Here is a 19875-nt window from a genome sequence, read left to right as displayed (position 1 = left end):
GCGCCTCGCTAGAACCAGGCGCGCAGCCCTAACACCGCCTTGAGGCCATCGGGATCTTCGCCGGCCAAACGCGCCAAATCTGCCGTCTCGCCGACCTTGGCCTCGTATTCGAACCCTATATAGGGTGCGAACTCCGGCATGACTTCGTAGCGAAGACGAAGCCCGGGTTCGATCTTCGTGAGACCAGACCCTATTTCACGCTCCGGTATGTCATTGGCGGCCAATTCGATTTCGATCCGCGGCTGGAGGATTAGCCGCTGCGTTATTTTCTGATCGTATTCCGCTTCCAGCCGCGCAGTCAGGTCACCCCGGTCGGACAGGAACAGCGCGCCATCGACATGGAACATGTAGGGCGCGAGACCCTGAGTGCCGATGACGAGGTGTGTGCGGCTATCCGGCTCCGGATCGAACCGCACACCCGCCTGCAGATCGAAGAACGGGCCGATGGCACGACTGTAGAGGGCCTGGATCTCAGCATCCTCCAGCGCGCCGCCGAATTCGCCTTCGCCCTCGGTTTTGAGGACAAAACGATTGATATCTCCGCCATACCAGCCCTGCGCATCCCATAGATAACCGTCCTCGCCGCCATCGATGGCGATGCGCGCCTCGAGCCGTTCGACCAGGACCATACCCGTGGTCATGCCGCCGTTCTCGCGTGCCAGCTGATTGCGGGCAGGAACCATGGCTGCTTCACCCCAGACGGCATCGGCGGCGTGACGCGGCCCTTCCAGCGCGCGTGGCGGCAAGGCGCTTTCGGGTGCCGCGCCAGGGGCGGACTTGTCGCTCATCCCACCGTGCGAGGAATGGTCCATGCCCGCCATTTCGCCATCCGTTCCCGTGTCAGGCTCCGGCTCGTCCTTCGGCGGGCATTGTTCGGGCGGAAGGTGACCCATCGCACAATGGTCCATCTCCGGTTCGGGAGACTGTTCGGGTGCGGGCTCGCCCTTGGGGGGGCACTGCTCGGGTAGAAGATGCCCCATCGCGCAGTGATCCATCTCGGGCTGCGGTCGGGCAGCCGCACCGTGCGCGGAATGGTCCTGAGCGGCGAGCGGCGTAACCGCGAGCATCGACCCGGCGAGCAGCGCGACGCGGATCATGCACCGTCTCCTTCGGGGAACGGGCGCACCGTGACGACCTGCATCATGCCGGCGTGCATGTGGTAGAGCAGGTGACAGTGGAAAGCCCAGTCGCCAGGCTCGTTGGCGGTCAGATCGAAGGTGGCGGTGCCGCCCGGTTGCACGATCACCGTGTGCTTCAACGGCTGGTGCATGTGGTCCGCGCCGTTGACCAGTTCGAAGAAATGGCCGTGCAGGTGGATCGGATGCGCCATCATTGTCTGGTTGACCAGCTTGACCCTAACCCGCTCGTCATATCCGAAACGGATCGGATCGTCGGTGAACGCGGTGAACTTCTTGCCGTCGAACGACCACATGTAGCGTTCCATGTTGCCGGTAAGATGGATTTCCATCTCGCGTTCGATCTCGCGATGCGGATTCATGCGCCTGGCCTTGAGATCGGTGTAGCGCAGCACGCGGTGGCCTGCCCCATCGAGGCCAAGGCCGGGGAAATCCATACGGTCCACTGGCATCGGCGCGATCATGTCCACGCCCGGCCCAACCACGACATCGTCGGGCACGAGGGACTTGTCCCGCATCGAGTGGTCCATGCCGCCCATGCCTTCCATGCCTGAATGGTCCATCATTCCCATATCAACCATTGTCAGTGTGGGGATTTCACGCAGCGGCGGAGGGGTTGCGATATGGCCCTTGTGGCTCGTCAGGCTGGCAACACCCATGCCGCTACAATCCATCGCTTCGGCAACGATGGCGTGGCTGCCGGACGGCGGGGTAACGATCACGTCATAGGTTTCCGCCACGCCGATCTGGAACTCGTCAACCTCGACCTCGTCCACATCCTGACCATCGGCCTGGATCACGGTCATCGGCACGCCGGGGATACGCAGGTTGAAGAAGGTCATGGCAGACCCGTTGATGACCCGCAGTCGCACACGCTCACCTGGTTGAAACGCCAGCTGCAGGTTATCCTGCGGCCCGTGTCCGTTGATAAGGAAGGTGTAGGTGCTGCCCGTGACATCGGAGATGTCGCGCGGGTTCATCCGCATCTTGCCCCACATACGCCGCATCTCGCCCGACATCTCGCCTTCGGTCGCGGTGAGCATGTCACGCTGGAAGTAATGTTCACCGACCTTTAGCTTCCGCATGATTTCGTGCGGGTGCATCGGGGTGAATTCGGAAAGCAGAACGATGTAGTCGCGATCGTAGCGCGGATCGGGATTTGCGCTCTCGACGATAATCGGGCCGTAGTGGCCAGCCTGCTCCTGCAAGCCCGAATGCGAATGCCACCAATAGGTGCCGCTTTGACGAATCGGGAACTCGTAAGTGAACCTTTCGCCAGGACGGATACCCGGAAAGCTTACCCCGGGTACGCCATCGAACTGGAACGGCAACAACAATCCGTGCCAGTGGATCGAGCTGTCCTCGTCCAGATTGTTGGTTACGTGGAGCCGGACGGTCTGCCCTTCGCGCAGGCGAACCAGCGGCCCCGGCACCGTGCCGTTGACTGCCACTGCATGCCCCGAACGCCCGCCCGTTGTGAAGTGATGGTTTCCGATGGCGAGTTCGATGTCTTCGCCCGACACTTCACCGAAGCCCTTTCCCGCATGGGTGAGTGACGCGCCCCGCGCCCAGGCTGGCAAGGGCAGTGCGCTTGCTGCGGCCAGCGCTGCGGTGCTTTTGATCAGGCGACGGCGGGAAACTTTATGCATCATTGATCCTTCGACCGGTCTATTATATACCCCCCTAGGGTATTACAAGCAGGATTCGAGCATGAGCGGAACGAAGATTGCGAAAATCAACCGGCTGAACCGGATTGCAGGCCAGGTGCGCGGGGTCGCGCAGATGATCGAGGATGATCGTTACTGCATGGACATTCTGCATCAGATGCAGGCGGTGAAGTCGGCTCTTGCCAAGGTGGAAAGCCAGGTGCTGAAGGATCACGCAGCCTGCTGCGTCGCTGAAGCAATCGCTAGCGGCGACGAGGATGAGCAGCGGGAGAAATTCGAGGAACTGGTCGTTCTTTTCGAAAAAGCGCGGAGGTGAACGCAGATCCCGCTACTATGCCGTTCGTCTCTGTCCTCTTTCCGTCAATCCAAAAGGAGTTTGCCATGCTTCATTTCCTTCGCAGCGCGATCGCCCGCCGCTCTTTCGCCGGGGCAATGCTCCTGGGGACCGCACTCACCGCCTGTGCCGCGCAGGCTGCAACCTTCACCATGTACCGCGATCCGAATTGCGGCTGCTGCCTCGCGTGGGCTGACCACATGGAGCAGGGCGAAAAACATGTCGTCGAGACGGTGAACCATCCCGACATGGCATCGGTGAAGTCGCAGAATGGCGTACCCGACGATCTCAGGTCCTGCCATACGGTACTGGCCGACGGATACGTAATCGAAGGCCACGTCCCCGCTGCCGATGTCGAGCGCCTTCTGGCCGAGCGTCCCGAAGGTGTAACCGGTCTTGCGGTCGCCGGCATGCCCATGGGTTCGCCCGGCATGGAGCATGGCAATCATCGCCAGCCTTTCCAGGTGATCGCGTTCGGCCCCGAAGGTCGCAGCGTCTGGGCCAGCTATCCGGGTAACGCCTCATGAGCGCTAAGACCGCGACCGTGTATCGGATGGTCATGCCCGGCCATCTCTGCCCCTATGGGCTGAAGACCGTCGACCTGCTGAAGCGGGAAGGCTTTTCAGTCGACGACCATCATCTCATAAGTCGCGAAGAAACCGACGCCTTCAAGGAGAAGCACGGGGTCGAAACCACGCCGCAGACCTTCATCGATGGAAAGCGAATTGGTGGGTACGAAGACCTGCGCGCATTTCTCGGCAAATCGCGTAGCCAGCCGAAGGAAGGCGAAACGAGTTACCAGCCCGTCATGGCCATATTTGGCGTGGCCTTCCTGCTTGGTCTCGCGATCAGCTGGTATGTCTTCGATACGATCTTTACCGTGCAAGCCATCGAATGGTTCGTGAGCCTGTCAATGGCACTGCTTGCTATCCAGAAGCTCCAGGACATTCGCAGTTTTTCGACCATGTTCCTGAACTACGATCTGCTGGCACGGCGCTGGGTCCGCTACGGATACGTTTACCCGTTCGGTGAGGCTCTGGCGGGTATTTTGATGGTGGCGCATGCTCTGCCGATCATTTCAGTTCCCGTTTCGCTGTTCATCGGCACCGTCGGGGCAGTCAGCGTCTTCAAGGCCGTCTATATCGACAAGCGCGAACTCAAATGTGCCTGCGTGGGGGGCAACAGCAATGTACCGCTCGGCTTCGTCTCGCTCACCGAGAATCTGTTCATGATCGGTATGGGCCTGTGGATGGGCGCGAAAGCCCTCGGCTGGATTGTGATGTGATCACGGCAGAGAATCGAGTTTCTCGCGCATTTCCGGCGTCACCTCGCGATTGACCGCCGCTTCCGCCTCGGCTCGTAGTGACGGTGTCAGTTCGGCCGTGCGGGGCTTTAGTGGTGTATCTCCGCCCATCTCGCCATTTGCCTCGATGTCCTCGAGCAGCAATTCCATCTGCGCTATCTCTTTCACCTGCGCCTCGATGATCGCATCGGCAAGCTCGCGTACACGCGGATCCGTGATTTCCGCACGCCGGCTGGTGAGCACAGCGATCGAGTGATGCGGAATCATCGCCTTCATGTAGGCCCGATCATCGACCATCGACTGGCTCCGGGCGAGGTACAGGAACAGCACAAAGCCGACTGCTGCCCCGACCATGACCAGAATCTTGGTTAGAAGCGTGCGATACATTCCCCACATGAAGCCGAGCATGATGGCTATCATTGCCATGCCCATCATCAGGGCCATCCACATGCGGGTCTGGCTGAACCATATGTGGCCGGTCTCGTAGACGTTCGAATATTTGAGGACGAACATCGTGACGATGGACGTCGCGATCATTGCCCCGAATGTAGCCCATTTCCCGGGATGTCGGTCCTGTCCTGCTTCTGTATTCTCTTCTGCCATTTCAACCTCCTCACCGGGATTACACCCCCGTGAGACGTCTGGTTCCGGGCAAACGGATGTCTAGGGGCTGCCGGGCCCGAAGACCCGCGCCGCTTTTCCGGTCTGAAGAGAAGCTTATGGCCACCCTGTATGTTTCGCGATAGTGTACTGAAATGGAACTCGAAGCACAGTATCCGTACCGCAAGAGAAATGACTGAAATTCCCAGACTTAAGGACTACAATCGAGGGTGTTTTCGGGCCCTGTTGATTGCGGGGCTCATCGCGGGCGCAATTGTGTGGGGAATCCTCAGTCTGGACGATACACCCCAGAATGCCGACATGGATGACGAAGAAGACACCTTTTTCGAAGAGTAGCGGCTGCCACAAAGGGTGATCAGGGAAACCCCAATTCCTGTTCGGATGAAAACCTCTGCAATCAAACTGCGGCAGGTGGAGTTTCCCGCCTGATGAGCTGAAGCAATGGCACTTGCAAGTCTGCTCGCTCCGGTCAGAATACTCTTCGTGAAACTGCGTTTTCTGCTTCTTTCCCTCGCCGGAGCAACCTTGGCATCATGTACTGTCGAGGATACCAGCGGCCGCGAGCAATCTCCATCGATTTCGGAAAACGCCCGAATTAAGGATCGGGTTCTCACCATCTTGTGCGACAACGAAACGCGCAACGTGCAGCAGGATCTTGTCCCCGTCGTCAACTTCGCGAGGGAACGGGACGGTCGGTCGGATCGCGTATGGGAGGTTGCAGACAACGCGAATTGCCAGGAACTCGAAACTAATTCCAGCCAGTCCGGTTAATCGAGTTCCGATTTTCAGGCGCTTTGTGACCTGCCGATCTGCAGCGCGGCCACTTCGCGCTCACGCATGAAAATGGCGGCGCCCGTCGAATGAGACAGATGCCGCCAGATTTAAGCCAGCACGCAAGAATGTGCTGACGCTAAGCTCAGTACTGTTCTTCGACCTGGTCTTCAGCCTGATCCCCAGCTTCGCCCATGGCATCCGCTTCGGCGTCAAGCGCTTCTTCGGTTGCTTCATCGCCCTGGGCTTCAGCAAGATCGGCCTGTTCTTCAAGGACGTCTTCCTGAGCTTCGTATTCCTGTTCAACCAGGTCTTCCTGGGCTTCCTGCTCGCTTTCAGCGCAGGCACCGAGTGCGGCGAAGGCAAAGGCCGAAGCCACCAGTGTTACGGGCTTGAATTTCATTACATATCCCCTTGTATCTGCTCGGAAGTGGCAGTGTAGCGACTATGGCCGGAAGGGGGCGTGAGGTCAAATTCACGCCCCTTGCCTTTTCCTTATCCCTGGCTCTGTTCGGCGCTCATCGCCTGTTTGATCTGATCCAGCGTTGCCCGAACGATCAGTGCTCCCCCATTGTCGAGGGTCATCAGTTCGCGCGGCAACGTGACCGGTCCCTCGGTGCTCTCGACAACAACTGCTGCACTGGAAGCCTCTTGAATAGTGCCCAGCGCCTGACCGTCGGCCGTCTTTACGGCTGCGCCGGCAGTGAGAGCGGCATCGAGTTTCGCTTCGAAAGCTGCCATCTGCTGGTCGAACTGCGCAACCAGTTCGGTCTTCGTGATATTGATCGTCGCTCCGCTTTCGCCGCTGGTAACGGCGTTGCGGGGAATCGGCACTGCGCGCTCATTGACATTGAGCAGGAGCAGTTCGCCCTCGGCGCGCGCAACGGTGCCAATCGCGGCACCATCGGAACCGTAGATCGTGGTGCCGGCTTCTACCGTGGCCGCACTGCTGGGTGCTGCAACATCCTGCGCGATGGCGGGGCTGGCAATTCCGATGGCAAGCGCGGCGGCGGAAAGATACTTGAAATTCATGAAAATCTCGCTGGTTGGCGTGAAAGGTGCTGCCGACCTATTGGCCACATGCCTTGGCACAACCCTAAACGGGACGAGCCGTTGCTCAACCGGCTCGACTCGACCTCCAGCACGGGTGTTTTCGTTTTACGGGTCCTAGTGACGATGAGACCGCGGCTAGGCCTCCAGTTCACGCAGGCTGCGTCCGCGCGTTTCACGGCCAGCCCAGGCGATTAGTCCTGTAGAAACTGTCATGGGGACCAACAAGGCGAGCGCGGCTCCTCCCAGTGTCGGGATAAGGCCGACAAGCGCAAAGCCCTGCACCGCTACACCGCCGAACTTACTGCTGCCCGCAACGAGTCCTGTCGCCCGCCCGCGCACGCCAAGCGGGTAATTCTCCGCAGTATAAGGCAACAGCACGGCGATCATGCCGTTGGTTCCGACGATGAGAATGGCGATCACCGCCACCAGCAGCGGAGGCCACGATAGCAGAGAAGCGGGGAGCAGGGCGCCGACGAGACCGATCAGGGTGAGCAGCACCGTTCCGACAAGCGTCCACTTGCTGCTCCAGCGGCTGTAGAGCCAGGCTGCCAGTGCAACCGTGGGCAAGGCCAGAAGGGCGGAGCTGGCAAGAATCCCGCTGGCGAGCTCCGAGGAATAGCCCCTCTGCTGGAGGTCGCTCGGAAGCCATAGGAGAAGGCCGAAATTGACGAAGCTCCACGACAAAGCGGCTATCGTCAACGCGGCCGTCAGCCCGTTGTGGCGCTGGTGGGCGGTGGCGGCATCCTGCGGTGCGACGACCTTGGGGCGGGGTACTATTCCGAATCTTTCCCGCATTCTGGCGAGTTCGCTCGTCCGGCCCTGCTCGGCCAGGAACCGGGGCGATTCGGGGATGAGGCGCGCAAGTGCCAGAAGCAGCAAGGCACTCGGAAAGCCCTGAAGCCAGAGGACCCGCCACCCGTAATCGGGCTCGAACGCATGGGCGGCAGCACTGGCCGCAAGGTATCCCCCGATCAGGCCGGTGCCGCCGACCAGGACCAGTACCCACGAACGATGGCGTGGCGGCATCACCTCGGCAAGGAGCGTATAGACGACCGGCAACATTCCGCCCGCCGACAGCCCCATCAGGAAACACATTACAAGGTTCCAGAAGAACGAAGGCATCGCTCCGCAGATGGCGGTCGAGGCGAACAGGATCGTCGACAGCAGGATCGACACGCGGCGTCCGTATATATCTGCCAGCCAGCCCCAGACGAAGGAGCCGATAGTGGTTCCCGTCAGGGCGATCAAAGGCAGCAGTGCCGCCTTGGATTGCGAGATTTCATACTCGCGGCTCATGCCCGGGAGCACGAAACCGAGAGTGGCAGGCTTCATGACATCGATTACCAGGCCCAAAGTCAGAACGACCAGCACGCCGGCATGCCAGCGCGTAAGGGGGGTGGAATCGTGCGCTTCGTAGCTTGTGCCCGCTGCATCGCCATGCGGCGTCCGATGCTTGGGCAAGGCCCCCCAGCACGAGAGCGGAACACCGAGCGCGATCAGCGCCATTCCCAGATACATCCAGGGATCCATCGGCATGCCGACAAGACGGTTGTCGCCCATGTGATGAGCATGAACCAGCATCGGGAGGTGAAGCAGGATACCTGCACTGATGGCCCCGCAACCGAGCCAGAAAAATGCGGCTCTTTCGCCTAGTATCGAGTTGAAGCCGGATTGTACGGTCGCAGACATCGGCGGGCCTTATTCGCTGAAAGCGGTTCAGGCAATCGACCCGGGCGGTTCACGCCGGAACCACCGAGATCCTGATGCACCCGACATTGCCAAAGCTTCTGTCGTAGGCAGTGTCGGGGCGACCCTAAATACCATACGATTACTCCCTCGGCATCTGCCCCAACCTGTTCGATCACAGCGCCAAAGCCTTTACGAAAGCACCTGCAGTGTATGCGTTAGAGCCCGGAGGAATTCGGATAAGCCAATCGGCAACGGCGAGCGGCGATTGAGCGCCGCTCTGCTGATTGCCAACTGGTACCAATCCCTCTGCCGTCGATGACGCTCGTACGAATGTTTCCCGCTTTCCGGAGCTCTGCAGGGGCGACGCCAGCCTTACCGGGACGAAGTTCAGTTCCTTTTCAACCGGTCCGCCCTGCAATCTTGCCAATAGTGGGCGCAGGAACAAGCGTGCTGTCACCATGGCCGAGGTAGGATTGCCGGGCAATCCCAGAACGGGCTTCGCGCCGGCCAAACCGAACCATACCGGCCTTCCCGGTTTGATGGCGAGCATGGAAAAGATCAGGTCCATTCCTGTGTCCGCGAACATTGGCCGCGCAAGGTCGCGTTCGCCGACAGAGGCGCCGCCGGTCACCACGATACAGTCGGCCATCGCGACTGCTTCACAAGCATGCTTGGTGAGTTCGGCAAGCTCGTCGGGACTCCGGACTCGAGATATCACCTGCGCTCCCCCTACTTTGCACAGGGAGGCAACTGCGTAGCTGATCGAATCCGGCACCGCTGAATCGATCGCGAATGCCTTGCCGGGGGATACGAGTTCGTCGCCAGTGGCTATGATGGCGATCTTCGGCCGTCTTGCGACCATTACTATGGCTTGATCGGCGGCGGAGGCGGGCACGATTATCGACGGTGTAAGGTAAGTTCCGCTTTCGAGGATCACGTCGTCAGTGCGAAAATCACTCCCTGCGGTGCGTATGTGTCGCTCCGGTCTATGACCTGGGGAAAAGGATACGGCGTTACCCTCGGCGCGCGTGTATTCCTGCATGATTACGCAGTCGGCACCCGAAGGAATGGCCGCGCCGGTGAAGATACGGATCGCTTCACCCTTTCCCAAGCTGCCTTCGAAAGGAGCGCCTGGCCGCGCTTCGCCGACAACCTCCAGCGAGTCCGTTTCTCCGAGGGAATCAAGTCTTACGGCATAACCATCCATGACCGAGACGTCGCTTCGCGGAGCATCGCTTCGCGCACGAAGGTCTTCAGCGAGGAAGCGGCCAGCCGATTGTTCTAGTGGTATTGATTCGGTACCTAGAGGTCTGACATTCTCAGCCATTAGCGCGATGGCTTCGTCAAAGCTCAGCATCGCTCGTCTTCTCAGCCGCCGATGGAGGCGAGGTGCGGCGTGGCCCCGCTGTCGCCTTCATGGAGGCGGTGACCGATAGCCTTGTATGGCATCGCCGAGACTATGCGATCGATCAGCTCGGATTGCTGGTCTTCGTGCTGGAGGTAATTCCGTAGGTCGAAACCTTCCTTCCCGAAAAGGCAAAGATGCAGCCGGCCTCGGCTGGAAAGGCGCAGCCGATTGCAGCTGTCGCAAAAGCCGGGCGAGTAGGGCGCGATCAGGCCGATGCGACCGCGGTAGTGTGGATGGCTGTATGCGATTGCCGGTCCGGCATCTCGCTCCCGTGCAACAGGGGTCCAGCCGGAGTGCAAAAGCCGTTCGCGGATGGCTTCTCCCGGCGTCGACTGTTGTGCATGATATTGCGCATTGTCGTTGGTGCGCATCAATTCGATGAAGCGCCAGGTGACGTCCCGTTGCGCGACGAATTCCAGTACCTTTTCCCAACCGGTACCTTCCAATGCGCGGAGAAGCACGCTGTTTATCTTGACCGAGGAATATCCGGTATCGATCGCTGCATCGACACCGGCGACGACTTCGGACAGCCGGTCATGACCGGTCAGTTTGGCGAAACCTTCACGATCGAGCGTGTCGATGCTGACATTTACCGCGTCGATCCCCGCCTCGCGCCATTCGGCCGCCCGTTCGGCGAGGCGGTAGCCATTGGTCGTCATCGCGATGCGCCTGACCGTTTCGATGCAGGATAATTCGCGTATGATTTCCGTGAAATCCGGACGAACCGTGGGCTCCCCGCCCGTCAACCGCACCTTGCGAAGGCCAAGTTGCGAAAAAGCGCTCACTGCACGGCGGATTTCGTCAGGCGAAAGTTCGGCTGGCAAGCCTTTCTTCTTCACGAAGCCTTGCGGCAGGCAATAGCTGCAGCGGAAATTGCAGCGCTCGGTCAGGGAGAGGCGAAGATAGGTGAAGCGCCGTCCGAATCCGTCGTGAAGAGGGACGCGATCAGCGATTCGATCCATATGCGTGTCGCCGGCTTGAGGGGCTAACAGTGACATTGACCCGAGACATATACGCTCCCCTGCAACAAGGCCACCGTTCGCGATGGCGTGGGGGTACAGCCATTTCGGTTGCAATTGCGGACTGTTTGGATTTGTGTGGACTAAACGCAAGATCGGGAGAGAAAAATGAGCAACGGACCTCTGGCAGGCCTCAAAGTTGTCGAGTTTCAGGGGATTGGGCCGGGGCCTCACGTGGCGATGCTCCTTGCCGATCTGGGTGCGGAAGTGGTGCGGATCGAACGGCCCGGACACCAGCCAATGAATGCGGTAGTCGAAAGGGCGCGCAACAGGGCGGCGGTGGATCTCAAGAGTGAAGACGGTCAGGCTTTCGTCAAGAAGGCGCTGACACATGCCGATGTTCTCGTCGAAGGCTTCCGCCCAGGAGTGATGGAACGGCTGGGGCTCGGTCCGGATGAAATGCTCTCGCTCAACCCGCGGCTCGTCTATGCTCGCATGACCGGATGGGGGCAGGAGGGGCCGCTCGCGCAGGCAGCTGGCCACGATCTCAATTACATCGCCATCACCGGGGCGCTCGACAGTATCGGGGCGAAGGGGCAGTTGCCCATTCCGCCGCAAAACCTCGTCGGCGATTTCGGCGGCGGCTCGATGTACTGCGCCTTCGGGATCCTTGCGGCGGTCTACGAACGCGAAAAGAGCGGGAAGGGTCAGGTCGTCGACGCGGCAATCGTCGATGGCGTGACCAGTCTGATGAGCTTTTTCTACGGCCAGCCGCATAGCGCATTGCGAACGACCGAGCGCGGAGCAGGGCTGTTAGGGGGCGCGGCGCATTTCTACCGCTGCTATGAATGTGCCGATGGCCGCGAGATCAGCGTGGGTGCTATCGAGCCGCAATTCTATGCAGAACTGCTGGCTCGTGCAGACGCGCCGAAGGAGCTTGCCGAGCGACAGCTCGATCCGAAGAACTGGGACGACTACGCCGAAAAGCTCGCCGCGCTGTTCAGGACCAAGACTCAGGCGCAGTGGGTGGCGCTGCTCGAAGGAACCGACGCGTGCTTCGCCCCGGTCGTGCCTTTGGATGAAGCTAAGGATCATCCGCATATGAAAGCGCGCGGGGCATTCGTCGAGCACGGCGGTCTTTCGCACACGGCGCCGGCACCGCGTTTCGGTCGCACGCCAGGGACGATTCGCGACAGTGCAGAAGATGGCGAAGAGGTGGTGGCGCGCTGGACGACAAGGGGCTAGTGGAGCGGGCAAAAGGAGAGATACCTCATGCGCGAATTCACGAAGTTCTACATCGACGGCCAATGGGTCGATCCGGTCACGGAAAACACCGTAGCGGTCGAAAACCCCGCGACGGAAGAGACCATCGGTCACATCAGTTTCGGCACGAAGGCCGATGTCGACAAGGCAGTTGCCGCCGCGCGCCGAGCTTTCGAGACCTTCAGTCAAACCAGCAGGGAAGAACGGCTCACGCTGCTGCGTGCAATCCAGGCCGAAATCGAAAACCGCAAGGAAGAACTCGCGACCGCTGTCAGCGACGAGATGGGCGCGCCGCTGAGCCTCGCCAACGGGCCACACGTGGGCCTGCTCGCCGGACACTGCCAGAAGGCAATCGAGATACTGGAAGGTTTCGAATTCGAACGTCAGGATGGCCCGACGCTCCACGTGTGGGAGCCGATCGGCGTGGTCGGCATGATCACCCCGTGGAACTGGCCGCTGAACCAGATCGCCTGCAAGGTGTTCCCCGCGCTGGCGACTGGCAATACCATGATCCTCAAGCCGTCCGAAATCGCGCCTTTCAACGCGTATATATTTGCAGAGATCATGGATGCTGCGGGCGTGCCTGCAGGTGTGTTCAACCTGGTCAATGGCGATGGGCCGGCTGTGGGCGAAGCCATCAGCGGTCATCCCGACATCGACATGGTCAGTTTCACAGGCTCGACCCGTGCAGGCATCGCAATCGCCAAGAACGCTGCCGACACCGTCAAGCGGGTGGCGCAGGAACTGGGCGGAAAAAGCCCGAACATCGTTCTCGACGACAGCGCATTCGCGAAGTCGGTGGCCAAGGGGACAGTCTCGATGATGGGCAATTCCGGCCAGACCTGTACTGCGCCGAGCCGCATGCTCGTGCCGCACAAGCGTATGGAAGAAGCCAAGGCCGTGGCGAAAGAAGCTGCAGAAGGTGTGATCCCGGGCGATCCGAAGGGCAACGCGGCAATCGGGCCAGTCGTCAGCCGCACGCAGTGGGACAAGATTCAGGCGCTCATCGAAAAGGGTATCGAGGAAGGTGCCACGCTGGTGGCGGGCGGCCCCGGCAAGCCCGAAGGTCTGGAGACCGGCCATTATGTGAAGCCGACCGTATTCGCCGATGTCGACAACGATATGACCATTGCGCGGGAGGAAATTTTCGGACCGGTACTCTGTATCCTTGGTTACGACGATTATGACGATGCCATCCGCATCGCCAACGACACCGAATATGGGCTTGCCAGTGCGATCACCGGCGAAGACATCGAAACCGCCCGCAGCCTCGCCAAACGTATCCGTGCTGGTCGTGTCGCTATCAATGGCGGTTATGACATGAATGCGGCCTTCGGCGGCTACAAGAAGTCCGGCAACGGCCGCGAATGGGGCGAGTGGGGCTTCCACGATTTCCTCGAGGTGAAAGCCGTGATGGGCCACAGCTGATGGCGGGTAAGTTCTTCGACGAATGGCAGGTCGGTGACAGGCTGACGCATGAAATCCGGCGTACGGTGACGGAAGCGGACAACCTCTTCTTCACCGTTATGACCCACAATCCGCAGCCGCTCCACCTCGACGTGGAAGCGGCGAAGGAAAGCGAGTTCGGGCAGATCCTGGTCAATGGGACTTTTACCTTCTCGCTGATGGTGGGGCTGAGTGTAGGGGATACGACGCTCGGCACACTGGTTGCCAATCTGGGTTACGACAAGCTGATTATGCCGAAACCGGTGTTCATAGGCGACACGCTGCATGCCACCAGCGAGGTAATTGCACTGCGCGACAGCAAGTCGCGGCCCGACACGGGTATCGTCACTTTCCTGCACGAAGCAGTGAACCAGCGCAGCGAGGTCGTATGCCGGTGCGAACGTTCGGCGCTGCTCAGGAAAAGCGGCTGAACGGCCGTTGGCACCCCTTTCGTCCCATCGTGCGTTGAGGGGCGAAGGGGATAGCGAGTGAGCGACGATAAGACCCGGCACGAACCGAAAAGCGTTGAGGATGTGATCGGCGAACTCGACGAGCTGGCGGCGCATAACGACAAGGTCTGCATCGGCGATGTGCTCGACGATTTCGGCGGGCGCAGCTTCGGACCCTTCATTATGCTGCCCGCCCTGATCGAGATCACTCCCGTGGGCGGTATCCCTGGCGTCCCGACCTTTCTTGCTGTGATCATCGCGCTTGTCGCGGTCCAAGTGCTGTTTGGAAAGGACCACGTATGGATGCCGCAATTCATTCAGAGACGTGCGGTCGGCGCTAAGAAGCTGCACAAGTCGGTCAAGAAGCTGCGCGGCATCGCACACTGGCTGGACGGGCACAGCAAGGACCGGCTCGGGAAACTGACTGGAGGGATCGGGCTTAAGGTCGCGGCACTGGCAGTCATCATTCTGTGCGTCACAGTTCCACCGCTCGAGTTCCTCCCTTTCGCCAGTTCCGGCCCTATGCTCGCGATTGCTGCCATCGGCCTCGCCTTGATCGTGCACGATGGACTGGTGATGCTCTTTGCATTGCTATTGGCAGTCGCCGCGATAGGTGGTGGGACCTATTACTATTACACGTCGGATGACGAGGAAGGTGGAGCCGGGGGCTTGGTGACCGTGACTTCGGCAGACACTGCACTTCGGGTGGGTTGATCGCTTCACCCTGATGACGAGCAACGCGCTTATTATTTCAGCGTAAATCCGCCGACATCTTTCAATCGTCCGGCTGAACCTCTCCGCCCAAGGCCTGCCACAGCAGGACCCGCGCTCTTCTTGCGCGGCCAAGTGCTGCTGCCGCCCGCTCGCCGCTTGCGTCGGCTGCCCTGCGAGCCTCCAGCACCGTTAGGAAATCGGCGAGTCCCGCCCGCTGGCGCGTTTCCGCCAGACGTGCGGCGCGCTGCAGGCTGGTTGCCTCCGCCTGTGCTGCCGCCAATTCGCGGTCTGCAGCTGCGATAAGCCCATATCCGGCCTCCGCGTCACCAAGTGCGGCATAGACCGATCCGCGATAGGCTTGGAACGCCGCTCGCTTTGTGGCGGCTGCGCCGTCTATTTCCGCTTCGATCCGACCGAAGTCGAACAGGGGTGCGGCAACCGAAGCGGCGAGCGATCCTACCAGACTATCCTCGTCGAACAGGTCGGCAGGACTGAAAGCGAGCAATCCGAGCGCAGCAGAGAGGTCAAAAGAGGGAAACCTGCGACGTGCAGTTGCAGCGAGTTCGGCATCCGCTGCTGCAAGCTCTGCAGCCGCAGACAGCACGTCGGGCCGGTTCACAAGCAGCGTCGATGGCAGGGCGGCTGGAGGGGGAGGAAGTTCGGCAACAGGAGGATCAAGGGCCAGCGCTGCGTGAACCTGCGCTGCTCCCTGTGCCGTCAGCGTCACCAGCCTGCCGGTCAGCCGGGCGCGCTCGCTCTCCAAAGCGGCTAGGCGGCTACGGGAGGCATCGGCGGCGCTTTGGGCGCGGACCCTGTCGAAGCCAGGCGCGATGCCTGCCCGTTCGCGCACACCCGCCAATCGAGCAAGACCTTCGGCAGCTGCAATATCTTCTTCGATTGCTTTCTGTCGCGCCTCGAGTGTCCGCCAGTCGATAACGCTGGCGGCAATCTCCGAGAGGAGAGCGTTGCGTACTGCGCGTGAAGAGGCGTTGGCGGCATCTATCCGCGCCAACGCTGCGCGTTCCTGTGCTCGCAAGCGACCAAACAGGTCAGGGTCCCACCGAGCGGTGAGGTTGGCGGCGTAGCTGACCCGTTCGGTATCGATGCTCACGCCAGGAGGAAGCGAGGCGCCGAACTGTCGGGGATTTGTGCGCTGGCCTGTGACCGAAGCGTTCGCCCCGACCGAGGGCAGACGTTCCGCCCCATCTCGATCCGCAACCGCGCGGGCTTGGTCGATGCGGGCGAGTGCTTCCGCCAGGGTTGGCGAGCTGGCCAGAGCCTGGGCCGCGAGTGTGCCGAAGCCGGGGTCGTCTTGCGGAAGGAGAGCGGCCAGCTCCGCATCAGTCTGGACGTCAGGCGCATAGAGGAATTGGGGAGACAGCACCGGTGTCGGGGTCGCTACTTCTGGCGACGGTCCGGCAGCGCATGAGGCCAGTGCCACCGTGCCCGCGAGGAGGAGGATTTGCCGCATCACTTGCTCTGCCTGGCCGGAATATAGGCATCGACCTGCTGGCCGACCCGAAATATGCCAGTGTCGCCGGTTGCGCTGGCAGGCAGTTCGTAGATGACCTGCAACACCCTCACATCGACGCGTTCCGCAGCCGAATTGGTCAGCGACCGCTTCGGCACGACGAGCGGTTCGGCACGCACGAAGCTGGCTTTCACCTGCTGCTCGGCTGCACCGCGGGGTGAGACGGTGGCAGGCTGTCCTAGTGCGATACGGGGAGCCTGTTCCTCATCGATATCGATGCGCACATGCATCGGCTGTGTCTGGCCCATCTCGATAAAGGGTTGTGATCCGCCTCCGCCCATGGTCGAGACATATTCGCCCTTGCGGATATTCACCGCCAGGATTTCGCCGGCAATAGGTGCGCGTATGGTCAACCGGCCGATTTCGGTGCGTGCCGAAGCCGCCCGGGCCTGCGCCGCATCGAGCCGGGCGCGGGCAAGCCGCAAGCGCTCTGCCGCTGCGCTCGCTTCGCCCTCTGCGCGGATGACTTCGCTACGGCTTACGGCGGCGGGATCGTCGACACTGCGGTACAGCGCAAGCTGACGGCTGGCAGTCGCCTCGGCGCTCTGCGCTTCCGCTATTGCTGCGCGTGCTTCGCCAATGGCGGCTTCGGCCTCGCGTAATTGAGCGCGCACCTGACGGTCATCGACGGTGAACAGGGTCTGCCCCTCGCTGACCCTTTCCCCCGGTTGGACAAATACTCCGGTGACCAGTCCCGAAAGCGCGGAGCCGATCTGCACCAGTTCGCTCGACGGCTCTACCACGCCCGATCCTGCAACGCGTGCTTCGTTCGCCAGCGCTTCGGGTGCGCGCGGTGGTTCGCGGTCGGGATCCGACAGTTCCCGATCGGGCTGGCCGGACAAGATGTAGAAGGCAGCAAGCACAAGCCCGATTACCGCGATTAGGGGCAGTATCTGGCGGGTGAAGCTAAGCGATTTGATATCAAGGGCCATCAGTGATCCTCCGGCATTTCAGTGCCGTCATGAGTAACCACGCCGTCCTCGAGCACGAGGATGCGATCGGCGAGATCGAAGATACGATTGTCGTGTGTTACGATGATGCAGGCGCGATTTTCGGCGACGGCCACTTCTCGTAAAAGGTCCATCACCCGTCGTCCCGACGAAGCATCCAACGCAGCGGTAGGCTCGTCGCACACTACCAGACGGGGTTCGTGCACAAGAGCGCGCGCGATGGCGACGCGCTGCTGCTGTCCGCCCGAAAGCTGGTTCGGCAGCTTGGCGGCCTGATCGCCGATATTCAGCTTTTCCAGCATGGCGACCGCGCGCATGCGCGCTTCTTCACGGTCCATGCCCTGCGCCATCAAGGGCACGGCAGCATTGCTCGCGGCATCGATAGACGGGATCAGATTGTACTGTTGAAAGATGAAGCCGATGTTGTTCAACCGGAATTCGACGAGTTCGTCGTCGCTGAGATCGTAAATGTCGGTGCCGAAGACCTTCACCTCTCCCTGCGTGGGCCAGAGTATACCGCACATGATCGAGATGAGCGTGGTCTTGCCCGACCCGCTCTCGCCGACGAGAAAGGTCATCTCTCCCGCCTTCACATCGAGGTCGATCCCGTGCAGCACGGTGATGGTCTGCTGACCCGCCTGGAAGTCGCGCGTGACTGCGCGCGTGCAGATCGCGGGCGCGCTCACCGGAACACCGCCGCGGGTTCGGTCTTCAGCACGCTCCGCAAGGCCAGCCAGCCGGTCAGGCCGAGAATGAGCGCGACCGCGACCAGGCTGATGATCGGGATCTGCCACGGAATGTAAAAGCCCTTGAAAGTCGGGTCGGAGGAAAAGGCGGAGATGAAACCCACGGTGCCGAGCACGCCGAGCCCGTAGCCGATCAATCCGACCAGACCTGCCTGCGCCGCGACCATCCTGCGTATCTTGCCATTGGTCACGCCGATGGCCTTGAGCGCGCCGAACTGCTTGATGTTGTCGCGGATGAAAAGGCTGAAGGTCAGGCCGACGATGGCGACTCCCACGATAAAGCCGAGCGCCACGGTGATCCCGAAGTTGAGCGGTATGCCCGTATTGTCGATGATGAACTGGACGCCATCGCGCGCGAATTCCTCGCGCGTTTGCGCCTTCAGGCCGGTCTCGCGTTCGATACGTTCGGAGAGCGTTTTCGCCGCCGCAGGATCCTCGGCCCCCACGAGAACGAACGACAGCCGGTTGCGCGTGCCGGGGACATAGTTCAGCGCATTGCTATATTTGGTATAGAGCACGACTGTGCTGGTGAAGCTCGGGATGGCATCCGCGATTCCCCGGATCACGGCGCGCTGATCGTTGAGCTCGAGCCGCTCGCCGATGGGTGATTGATCGGGAAACATGCGCGTGGTTCCAACGTCGTCGATGATGACGCTGTCGGGGCGCGAAAGAACGTCTGCCGACCCTTCGACCATGTTTTTCGGAAGGCCGATCAGGGTAGCATCGTCGACCCCGATGACCGCGACACCTTCGAGATCGCCATCTTTCGTACGCACGGAGGCGTTTGCGCGGATATGGGGCACGGCCCATTCAACTCCCGGCACGCCGCGAACCTTGTCGAGCGCGGTGGAGGGCATGGCATAGGCGACATCGGTGGTGCGGCTGACCGGGTCCATGACCCAGATATCTGCACTCGACACGTTGTAGACCCCGCTGGCACCGCGTTCGAGCAGGTTCACGAAAATGGTCAGCTGCTGCGTTATCAGGAGCGTCGAAAAGGCGATCCCGAATACGAGACCGAAGAATTTCTGGGCATCGCCGGTGAGCATGCGGATCGCGATCCAGATCATGTCGTCGCTGCTTCCTGCTTGGCCAAACTTGCCACACTGTCCCGACTCGTCCATTATTGAACGATTACGTTTAATTGAACGGGAGCGTTCATTTTGTCAAGCGAGTCGAAGAAGGCAGGCAGGCCAGCGGATGCCGCCAAGCGCAAGGCCATTCTCGCCGCTGCCACGCAAGCCTTTTTCGAAGGCGGATTTGCGGCGACCTCTATCGAGCAGGTCGCGGCAGATGCGGGGGTTTCTAAGGTCACGGTTTACAATCATTTCGGAGACAAACGCGGGCTGTTTGCGGAAGCGGTGGGGGCAGAATGCGCGCGCATGCGCGAGTATTTTACGCTCCGGCAAATTCCGAGCGGAGCCCTGCGCGATCGGCTGCGTATCATCGGAGAAGCGATGGTGGCGTTTCTTTCCCGCGAGGAAATGATTCGGTTCGATCGTCGAATTGCTGCGGAAACCGAGCACGAGCCGGAGATCGGTGCCGCCTTTCTTGCGGCTGGCCCGCACCGCATGAAGCACAATTTCGGCATGCTACTTGCGGCCATGGCCGAAGCAGGCGAGCTCGACCTCGACGATCCGGAACTTGCTGCCGAACAGTTTGCCAGCATGTGCAAGGGGATGGGCGATATGGAGCGGCGCTTCGGCCAGCCGAACGACCCTGAATACAATAGCAAGCGGATCGAGGGGGCGGTCGAGGTGTTCTGCCGCGCCTATGCCGTCGATAAGTGTGAGCGGAAATAAGCGAGAATTCGCCGCCCTCTAAACTTGCCATTC

At 60.8% G+C, this 19875-nt stretch carries 22 protein-coding genes; 10 read left to right on the top strand and 12 right to left on the bottom strand.

All coding sequences use genetic code 11. From position 1 onward, the window contains the following. Positions 1-8 precede the first annotated feature (8 nt). The gene (locus K3180_RS04340) at positions 9-1097 is read right to left on the bottom strand and encodes a copper resistance protein B (RefSeq protein WP_221538454.1); all 1089 of its coding nucleotides are present in this window, start codon (positions 1095-1097) and stop codon (positions 9-11) included. Next, the gene (locus K3180_RS04335; protein WP_221538453.1) at positions 1094-2785 is read right to left on the bottom strand and encodes a copper resistance system multicopper oxidase; all 1692 of its coding nucleotides are present in this window, start codon (positions 2783-2785) and stop codon (positions 1094-1096) included. Before K3180_RS04335 ends, K3180_RS04340 begins: the two co-directional genes overlap by 4 nt. 61 nt (positions 2786-2846) lie before the next feature. Between K3180_RS04335 and K3180_RS04330 the strand changes: the two genes are divergently transcribed. From K3180_RS04330 to K3180_RS04320, 3 genes are all read left to right on the top strand, one after another. Next, entirely contained in the window at positions 2847-3119 is a 273-nt protein-coding gene (locus K3180_RS04330; RefSeq protein WP_221538452.1) for a metal-sensitive transcriptional regulator, read from the top strand. A 65-nt stretch (positions 3120-3184) separates the two neighbouring features. After that, on the top strand, positions 3185-3664 hold the full coding sequence (locus tag K3180_RS04325) for a DUF411 domain-containing protein (protein WP_247710309.1): 480 nt from the start codon (positions 3185-3187) through the stop codon (positions 3662-3664). Then, entirely contained in the window at positions 3661-4422 is a 762-nt protein-coding gene (locus tag K3180_RS04320) for a glutaredoxin family protein (RefSeq protein WP_221538451.1), read from the top strand. The genes K3180_RS04325 and K3180_RS04320 overlap by 4 nt, the downstream gene beginning before the upstream one ends. Here the strand turns inward: K3180_RS04320 and K3180_RS04315 are convergent, their stop codons facing one another. Continuing rightward, positions 4423-5043: a DUF305 domain-containing protein gene (locus K3180_RS04315; RefSeq protein ID WP_221538450.1), complete on the bottom strand. Its 621-nt coding sequence runs from the start codon at positions 5041-5043 to the stop codon at positions 4423-4425. It lies immediately after the preceding gene. A 189-nt stretch (positions 5044-5232) separates the two neighbouring features. On the opposite strand from K3180_RS04315, the gene K3180_RS04310 reads away from it, so the two are divergent. Together K3180_RS04310 and K3180_RS04305 are read left to right on the top strand one after the other, a co-directional pair. Further along, positions 5233-5397: a hypothetical protein gene (locus K3180_RS04310; RefSeq protein ID WP_221538449.1), complete on the top strand. Its 165-nt coding sequence runs from the start codon at positions 5233-5235 to the stop codon at positions 5395-5397. A gap of 147 nt (positions 5398-5544) precedes the next feature. Then, positions 5545-5832: a hypothetical protein gene (locus K3180_RS04305; RefSeq protein WP_221538448.1), complete on the top strand. Its 288-nt coding sequence runs from the start codon at positions 5545-5547 to the stop codon at positions 5830-5832. A 145-nt stretch (positions 5833-5977) separates the two neighbouring features. On the opposite strand, the gene K3180_RS04300 is transcribed toward K3180_RS04305, so the two are convergent. The 5 genes from K3180_RS04300 to moaA all read right to left on the bottom strand — a co-directional run bounded on the left by K3180_RS04300 (position 5978) and on the right by moaA (position 10944). After that, complete coding sequence (locus K3180_RS04300) at positions 5978-6235, bottom strand: hypothetical protein (protein WP_221538447.1); 258 nt, start codon at positions 6233-6235, stop codon at positions 5978-5980. Between the two features lie 92 nt (positions 6236-6327). Then, the gene (locus K3180_RS04295; RefSeq protein WP_221538446.1) at positions 6328-6864 is read right to left on the bottom strand and encodes a hypothetical protein; all 537 of its coding nucleotides are present in this window, start codon (positions 6862-6864) and stop codon (positions 6328-6330) included. Positions 6865-7020: 156 nt separating this feature from the next. Then, positions 7021-8574 carry an MFS transporter gene (locus K3180_RS04290; protein WP_247710308.1) on the bottom strand — a complete coding sequence of 518 codons (1554 nt, stop codon included), beginning with the start codon at positions 8572-8574 and terminating at the stop codon, positions 7021-7023. 172 nt (positions 8575-8746) lie between these two features. Continuing rightward, positions 8747-9931 carry a molybdopterin molybdotransferase MoeA gene (locus K3180_RS04285; protein WP_221538445.1) on the bottom strand — a complete coding sequence of 395 codons (1185 nt, stop codon included), beginning with the start codon at positions 9929-9931 and terminating at the stop codon, positions 8747-8749. Positions 9932-9942: 11 nt separating this feature from the next. Continuing rightward, positions 9943-10944 (bottom strand): GTP 3',8-cyclase MoaA, encoded by a 1002-nt coding sequence (gene moaA, locus K3180_RS04280; protein ID WP_221538444.1) that lies wholly within the window; start codon positions 10942-10944, stop codon positions 9943-9945. A 165-nt stretch (positions 10945-11109) separates the two neighbouring features. On the opposite strand from moaA, the gene K3180_RS04275 reads away from it, so the two are divergent. From K3180_RS04275 to K3180_RS04260, 4 genes are read left to right on the top strand one after another with little or no spacing between them, the layout of a single operon-like run. Continuing rightward, the gene (locus tag K3180_RS04275) at positions 11110-12186 is read left to right on the top strand and encodes a CaiB/BaiF CoA transferase family protein (protein WP_221538443.1); all 1077 of its coding nucleotides are present in this window, start codon (positions 11110-11112) and stop codon (positions 12184-12186) included. A gap of 27 nt (positions 12187-12213) precedes the next feature. Next, entirely contained in the window at positions 12214-13632 is a 1419-nt protein-coding gene (locus K3180_RS04270; RefSeq protein WP_221538442.1) for an aldehyde dehydrogenase family protein, read from the top strand. Continuing rightward, positions 13632-14081: a MaoC family dehydratase gene (locus tag K3180_RS04265; protein WP_221538441.1), complete on the top strand. Its 450-nt coding sequence runs from the start codon at positions 13632-13634 to the stop codon at positions 14079-14081. The genes K3180_RS04270 and K3180_RS04265 overlap by 1 nt, the downstream gene beginning before the upstream one ends. Before the next feature lie 57 nt (positions 14082-14138). Continuing rightward, positions 14139-14813 (top strand): exopolysaccharide biosynthesis protein, encoded by a 675-nt coding sequence (locus K3180_RS04260; RefSeq protein ID WP_221538440.1) that lies wholly within the window; start codon positions 14139-14141, stop codon positions 14811-14813. 61 nt (positions 14814-14874) lie between these two features. On the opposite strand, the gene K3180_RS04255 is transcribed toward K3180_RS04260, so the two are convergent. Genes K3180_RS04255 through K3180_RS04240 form a run of 4 tightly spaced genes read right to left on the bottom strand, consistent with a single transcriptional unit; the run spans position 14875 to position 19110 of the window. Next, on the bottom strand, positions 14875-16284 hold the full coding sequence (locus tag K3180_RS04255; RefSeq protein WP_221538439.1) for an efflux transporter outer membrane subunit: 1410 nt from the start codon (positions 16282-16284) through the stop codon (positions 14875-14877). After that, positions 16284-17276 (bottom strand): efflux RND transporter periplasmic adaptor subunit, encoded by a 993-nt coding sequence (locus tag K3180_RS04250; RefSeq protein WP_221538438.1) that lies wholly within the window; start codon positions 17274-17276, stop codon positions 16284-16286. Before K3180_RS04250 ends, K3180_RS04255 begins: the two co-directional genes overlap by 1 nt. Further along, positions 17276-17980 (bottom strand): ATP-binding cassette domain-containing protein, encoded by a 705-nt coding sequence (locus K3180_RS04245; RefSeq protein ID WP_221538437.1) that lies wholly within the window; start codon positions 17978-17980, stop codon positions 17276-17278. Before K3180_RS04245 ends, K3180_RS04250 begins: the two co-directional genes overlap by 1 nt. Next, a complete protein-coding gene (locus K3180_RS04240) occupies positions 17977-19110 on the bottom strand; it encodes an ABC transporter permease (protein WP_221538436.1) in 1134 nt (377 codons plus the stop codon). The genes K3180_RS04245 and K3180_RS04240 overlap by 4 nt, the downstream gene beginning before the upstream one ends. 93 nt (positions 19111-19203) lie before the next feature. Here K3180_RS04240 and K3180_RS04235 point away from each other — a divergent pair, with 93 nt between their 5' ends. After that, positions 19204-19842 (top strand): TetR/AcrR family transcriptional regulator, encoded by a 639-nt coding sequence (locus K3180_RS04235; RefSeq protein WP_221538435.1) that lies wholly within the window; start codon positions 19204-19206, stop codon positions 19840-19842. The last annotated feature ends 33 nt before the right edge of the window (positions 19843-19875 follow it).

It is taken from the genome of Qipengyuania huizhouensis (assembly GCF_019711635.1).
Classification (GTDB): Bacteria; Pseudomonadota; Alphaproteobacteria; order Sphingomonadales; family Sphingomonadaceae; genus Qipengyuania; species Qipengyuania huizhouensis.
This window is presented reverse-complemented; position numbering and strand designations above follow the sequence as displayed.

Coding starts and splice junctions, on each gene's coding strand:
- K3180_RS04295 (WP_221538446.1), bottom strand. CDS start 6,864: ATGAATTTCAAGTATCTTTCCGCCGCCGCGCTTGCCATCGGAATTGCC.
- K3180_RS04265 (WP_221538441.1), top strand. CDS start 13,632: ATGGCGGGTAAGTTCTTCGACGAATGGCAGGTCGGTGACAGGCTGACG.
- K3180_RS04340 (WP_221538454.1), bottom strand. CDS start 1,097: ATGATCCGCGTCGCGCTGCTCGCCGGGTCGATGCTCGCGGTTACGCCG.
- K3180_RS04325 (WP_247710309.1), top strand. CDS start 3,185: ATGCTTCATTTCCTTCGCAGCGCGATCGCCCGCCGCTCTTTCGCCGGG.
- K3180_RS04250 (WP_221538438.1), bottom strand. CDS start 17,276: ATGGCCCTTGATATCAAATCGCTTAGCTTCACCCGCCAGATACTGCCC.
- K3180_RS04240 (WP_221538436.1), bottom strand. CDS start 19,110: ATGATCTGGATCGCGATCCGCATGCTCACCGGCGATGCCCAGAAATTC.
- K3180_RS04255 (WP_221538439.1), bottom strand. CDS start 16,284: ATGCGGCAAATCCTCCTCCTCGCGGGCACGGTGGCACTGGCCTCATGC.
- K3180_RS04285 (WP_221538445.1), bottom strand. CDS start 9,931: ATGCTGAGCTTTGACGAAGCCATCGCGCTAATGGCTGAGAATGTCAGA.
- K3180_RS04330 (WP_221538452.1), top strand. CDS start 2,847: ATGAGCGGAACGAAGATTGCGAAAATCAACCGGCTGAACCGGATTGCA.
- K3180_RS04275 (WP_221538443.1), top strand. CDS start 11,110: ATGAGCAACGGACCTCTGGCAGGCCTCAAAGTTGTCGAGTTTCAGGGG.
- K3180_RS04270 (WP_221538442.1), top strand. CDS start 12,214: ATGCGCGAATTCACGAAGTTCTACATCGACGGCCAATGGGTCGATCCG.
- K3180_RS04320 (WP_221538451.1), top strand. CDS start 3,661: ATGAGCGCTAAGACCGCGACCGTGTATCGGATGGTCATGCCCGGCCAT.
- K3180_RS04315 (WP_221538450.1), bottom strand. CDS start 5,043: ATGGCAGAAGAGAATACAGAAGCAGGACAGGACCGACATCCCGGGAAA.
- K3180_RS04290 (WP_247710308.1), bottom strand. CDS start 8,574: ATGTCTGCGACCGTACAATCCGGCTTCAACTCGATACTAGGCGAAAGA.
- moaA (WP_221538444.1), bottom strand. CDS start 10,944: ATGGATCGAATCGCTGATCGCGTCCCTCTTCACGACGGATTCGGACGG.
- K3180_RS04335 (WP_221538453.1), bottom strand. CDS start 2,785: ATGCATAAAGTTTCCCGCCGTCGCCTGATCAAAAGCACCGCAGCGCTG.
- K3180_RS04300 (WP_221538447.1), bottom strand. CDS start 6,235: ATGAAATTCAAGCCCGTAACACTGGTGGCTTCGGCCTTTGCCTTCGCC.
- K3180_RS04310 (WP_221538449.1), top strand. CDS start 5,233: ATGACTGAAATTCCCAGACTTAAGGACTACAATCGAGGGTGTTTTCGG.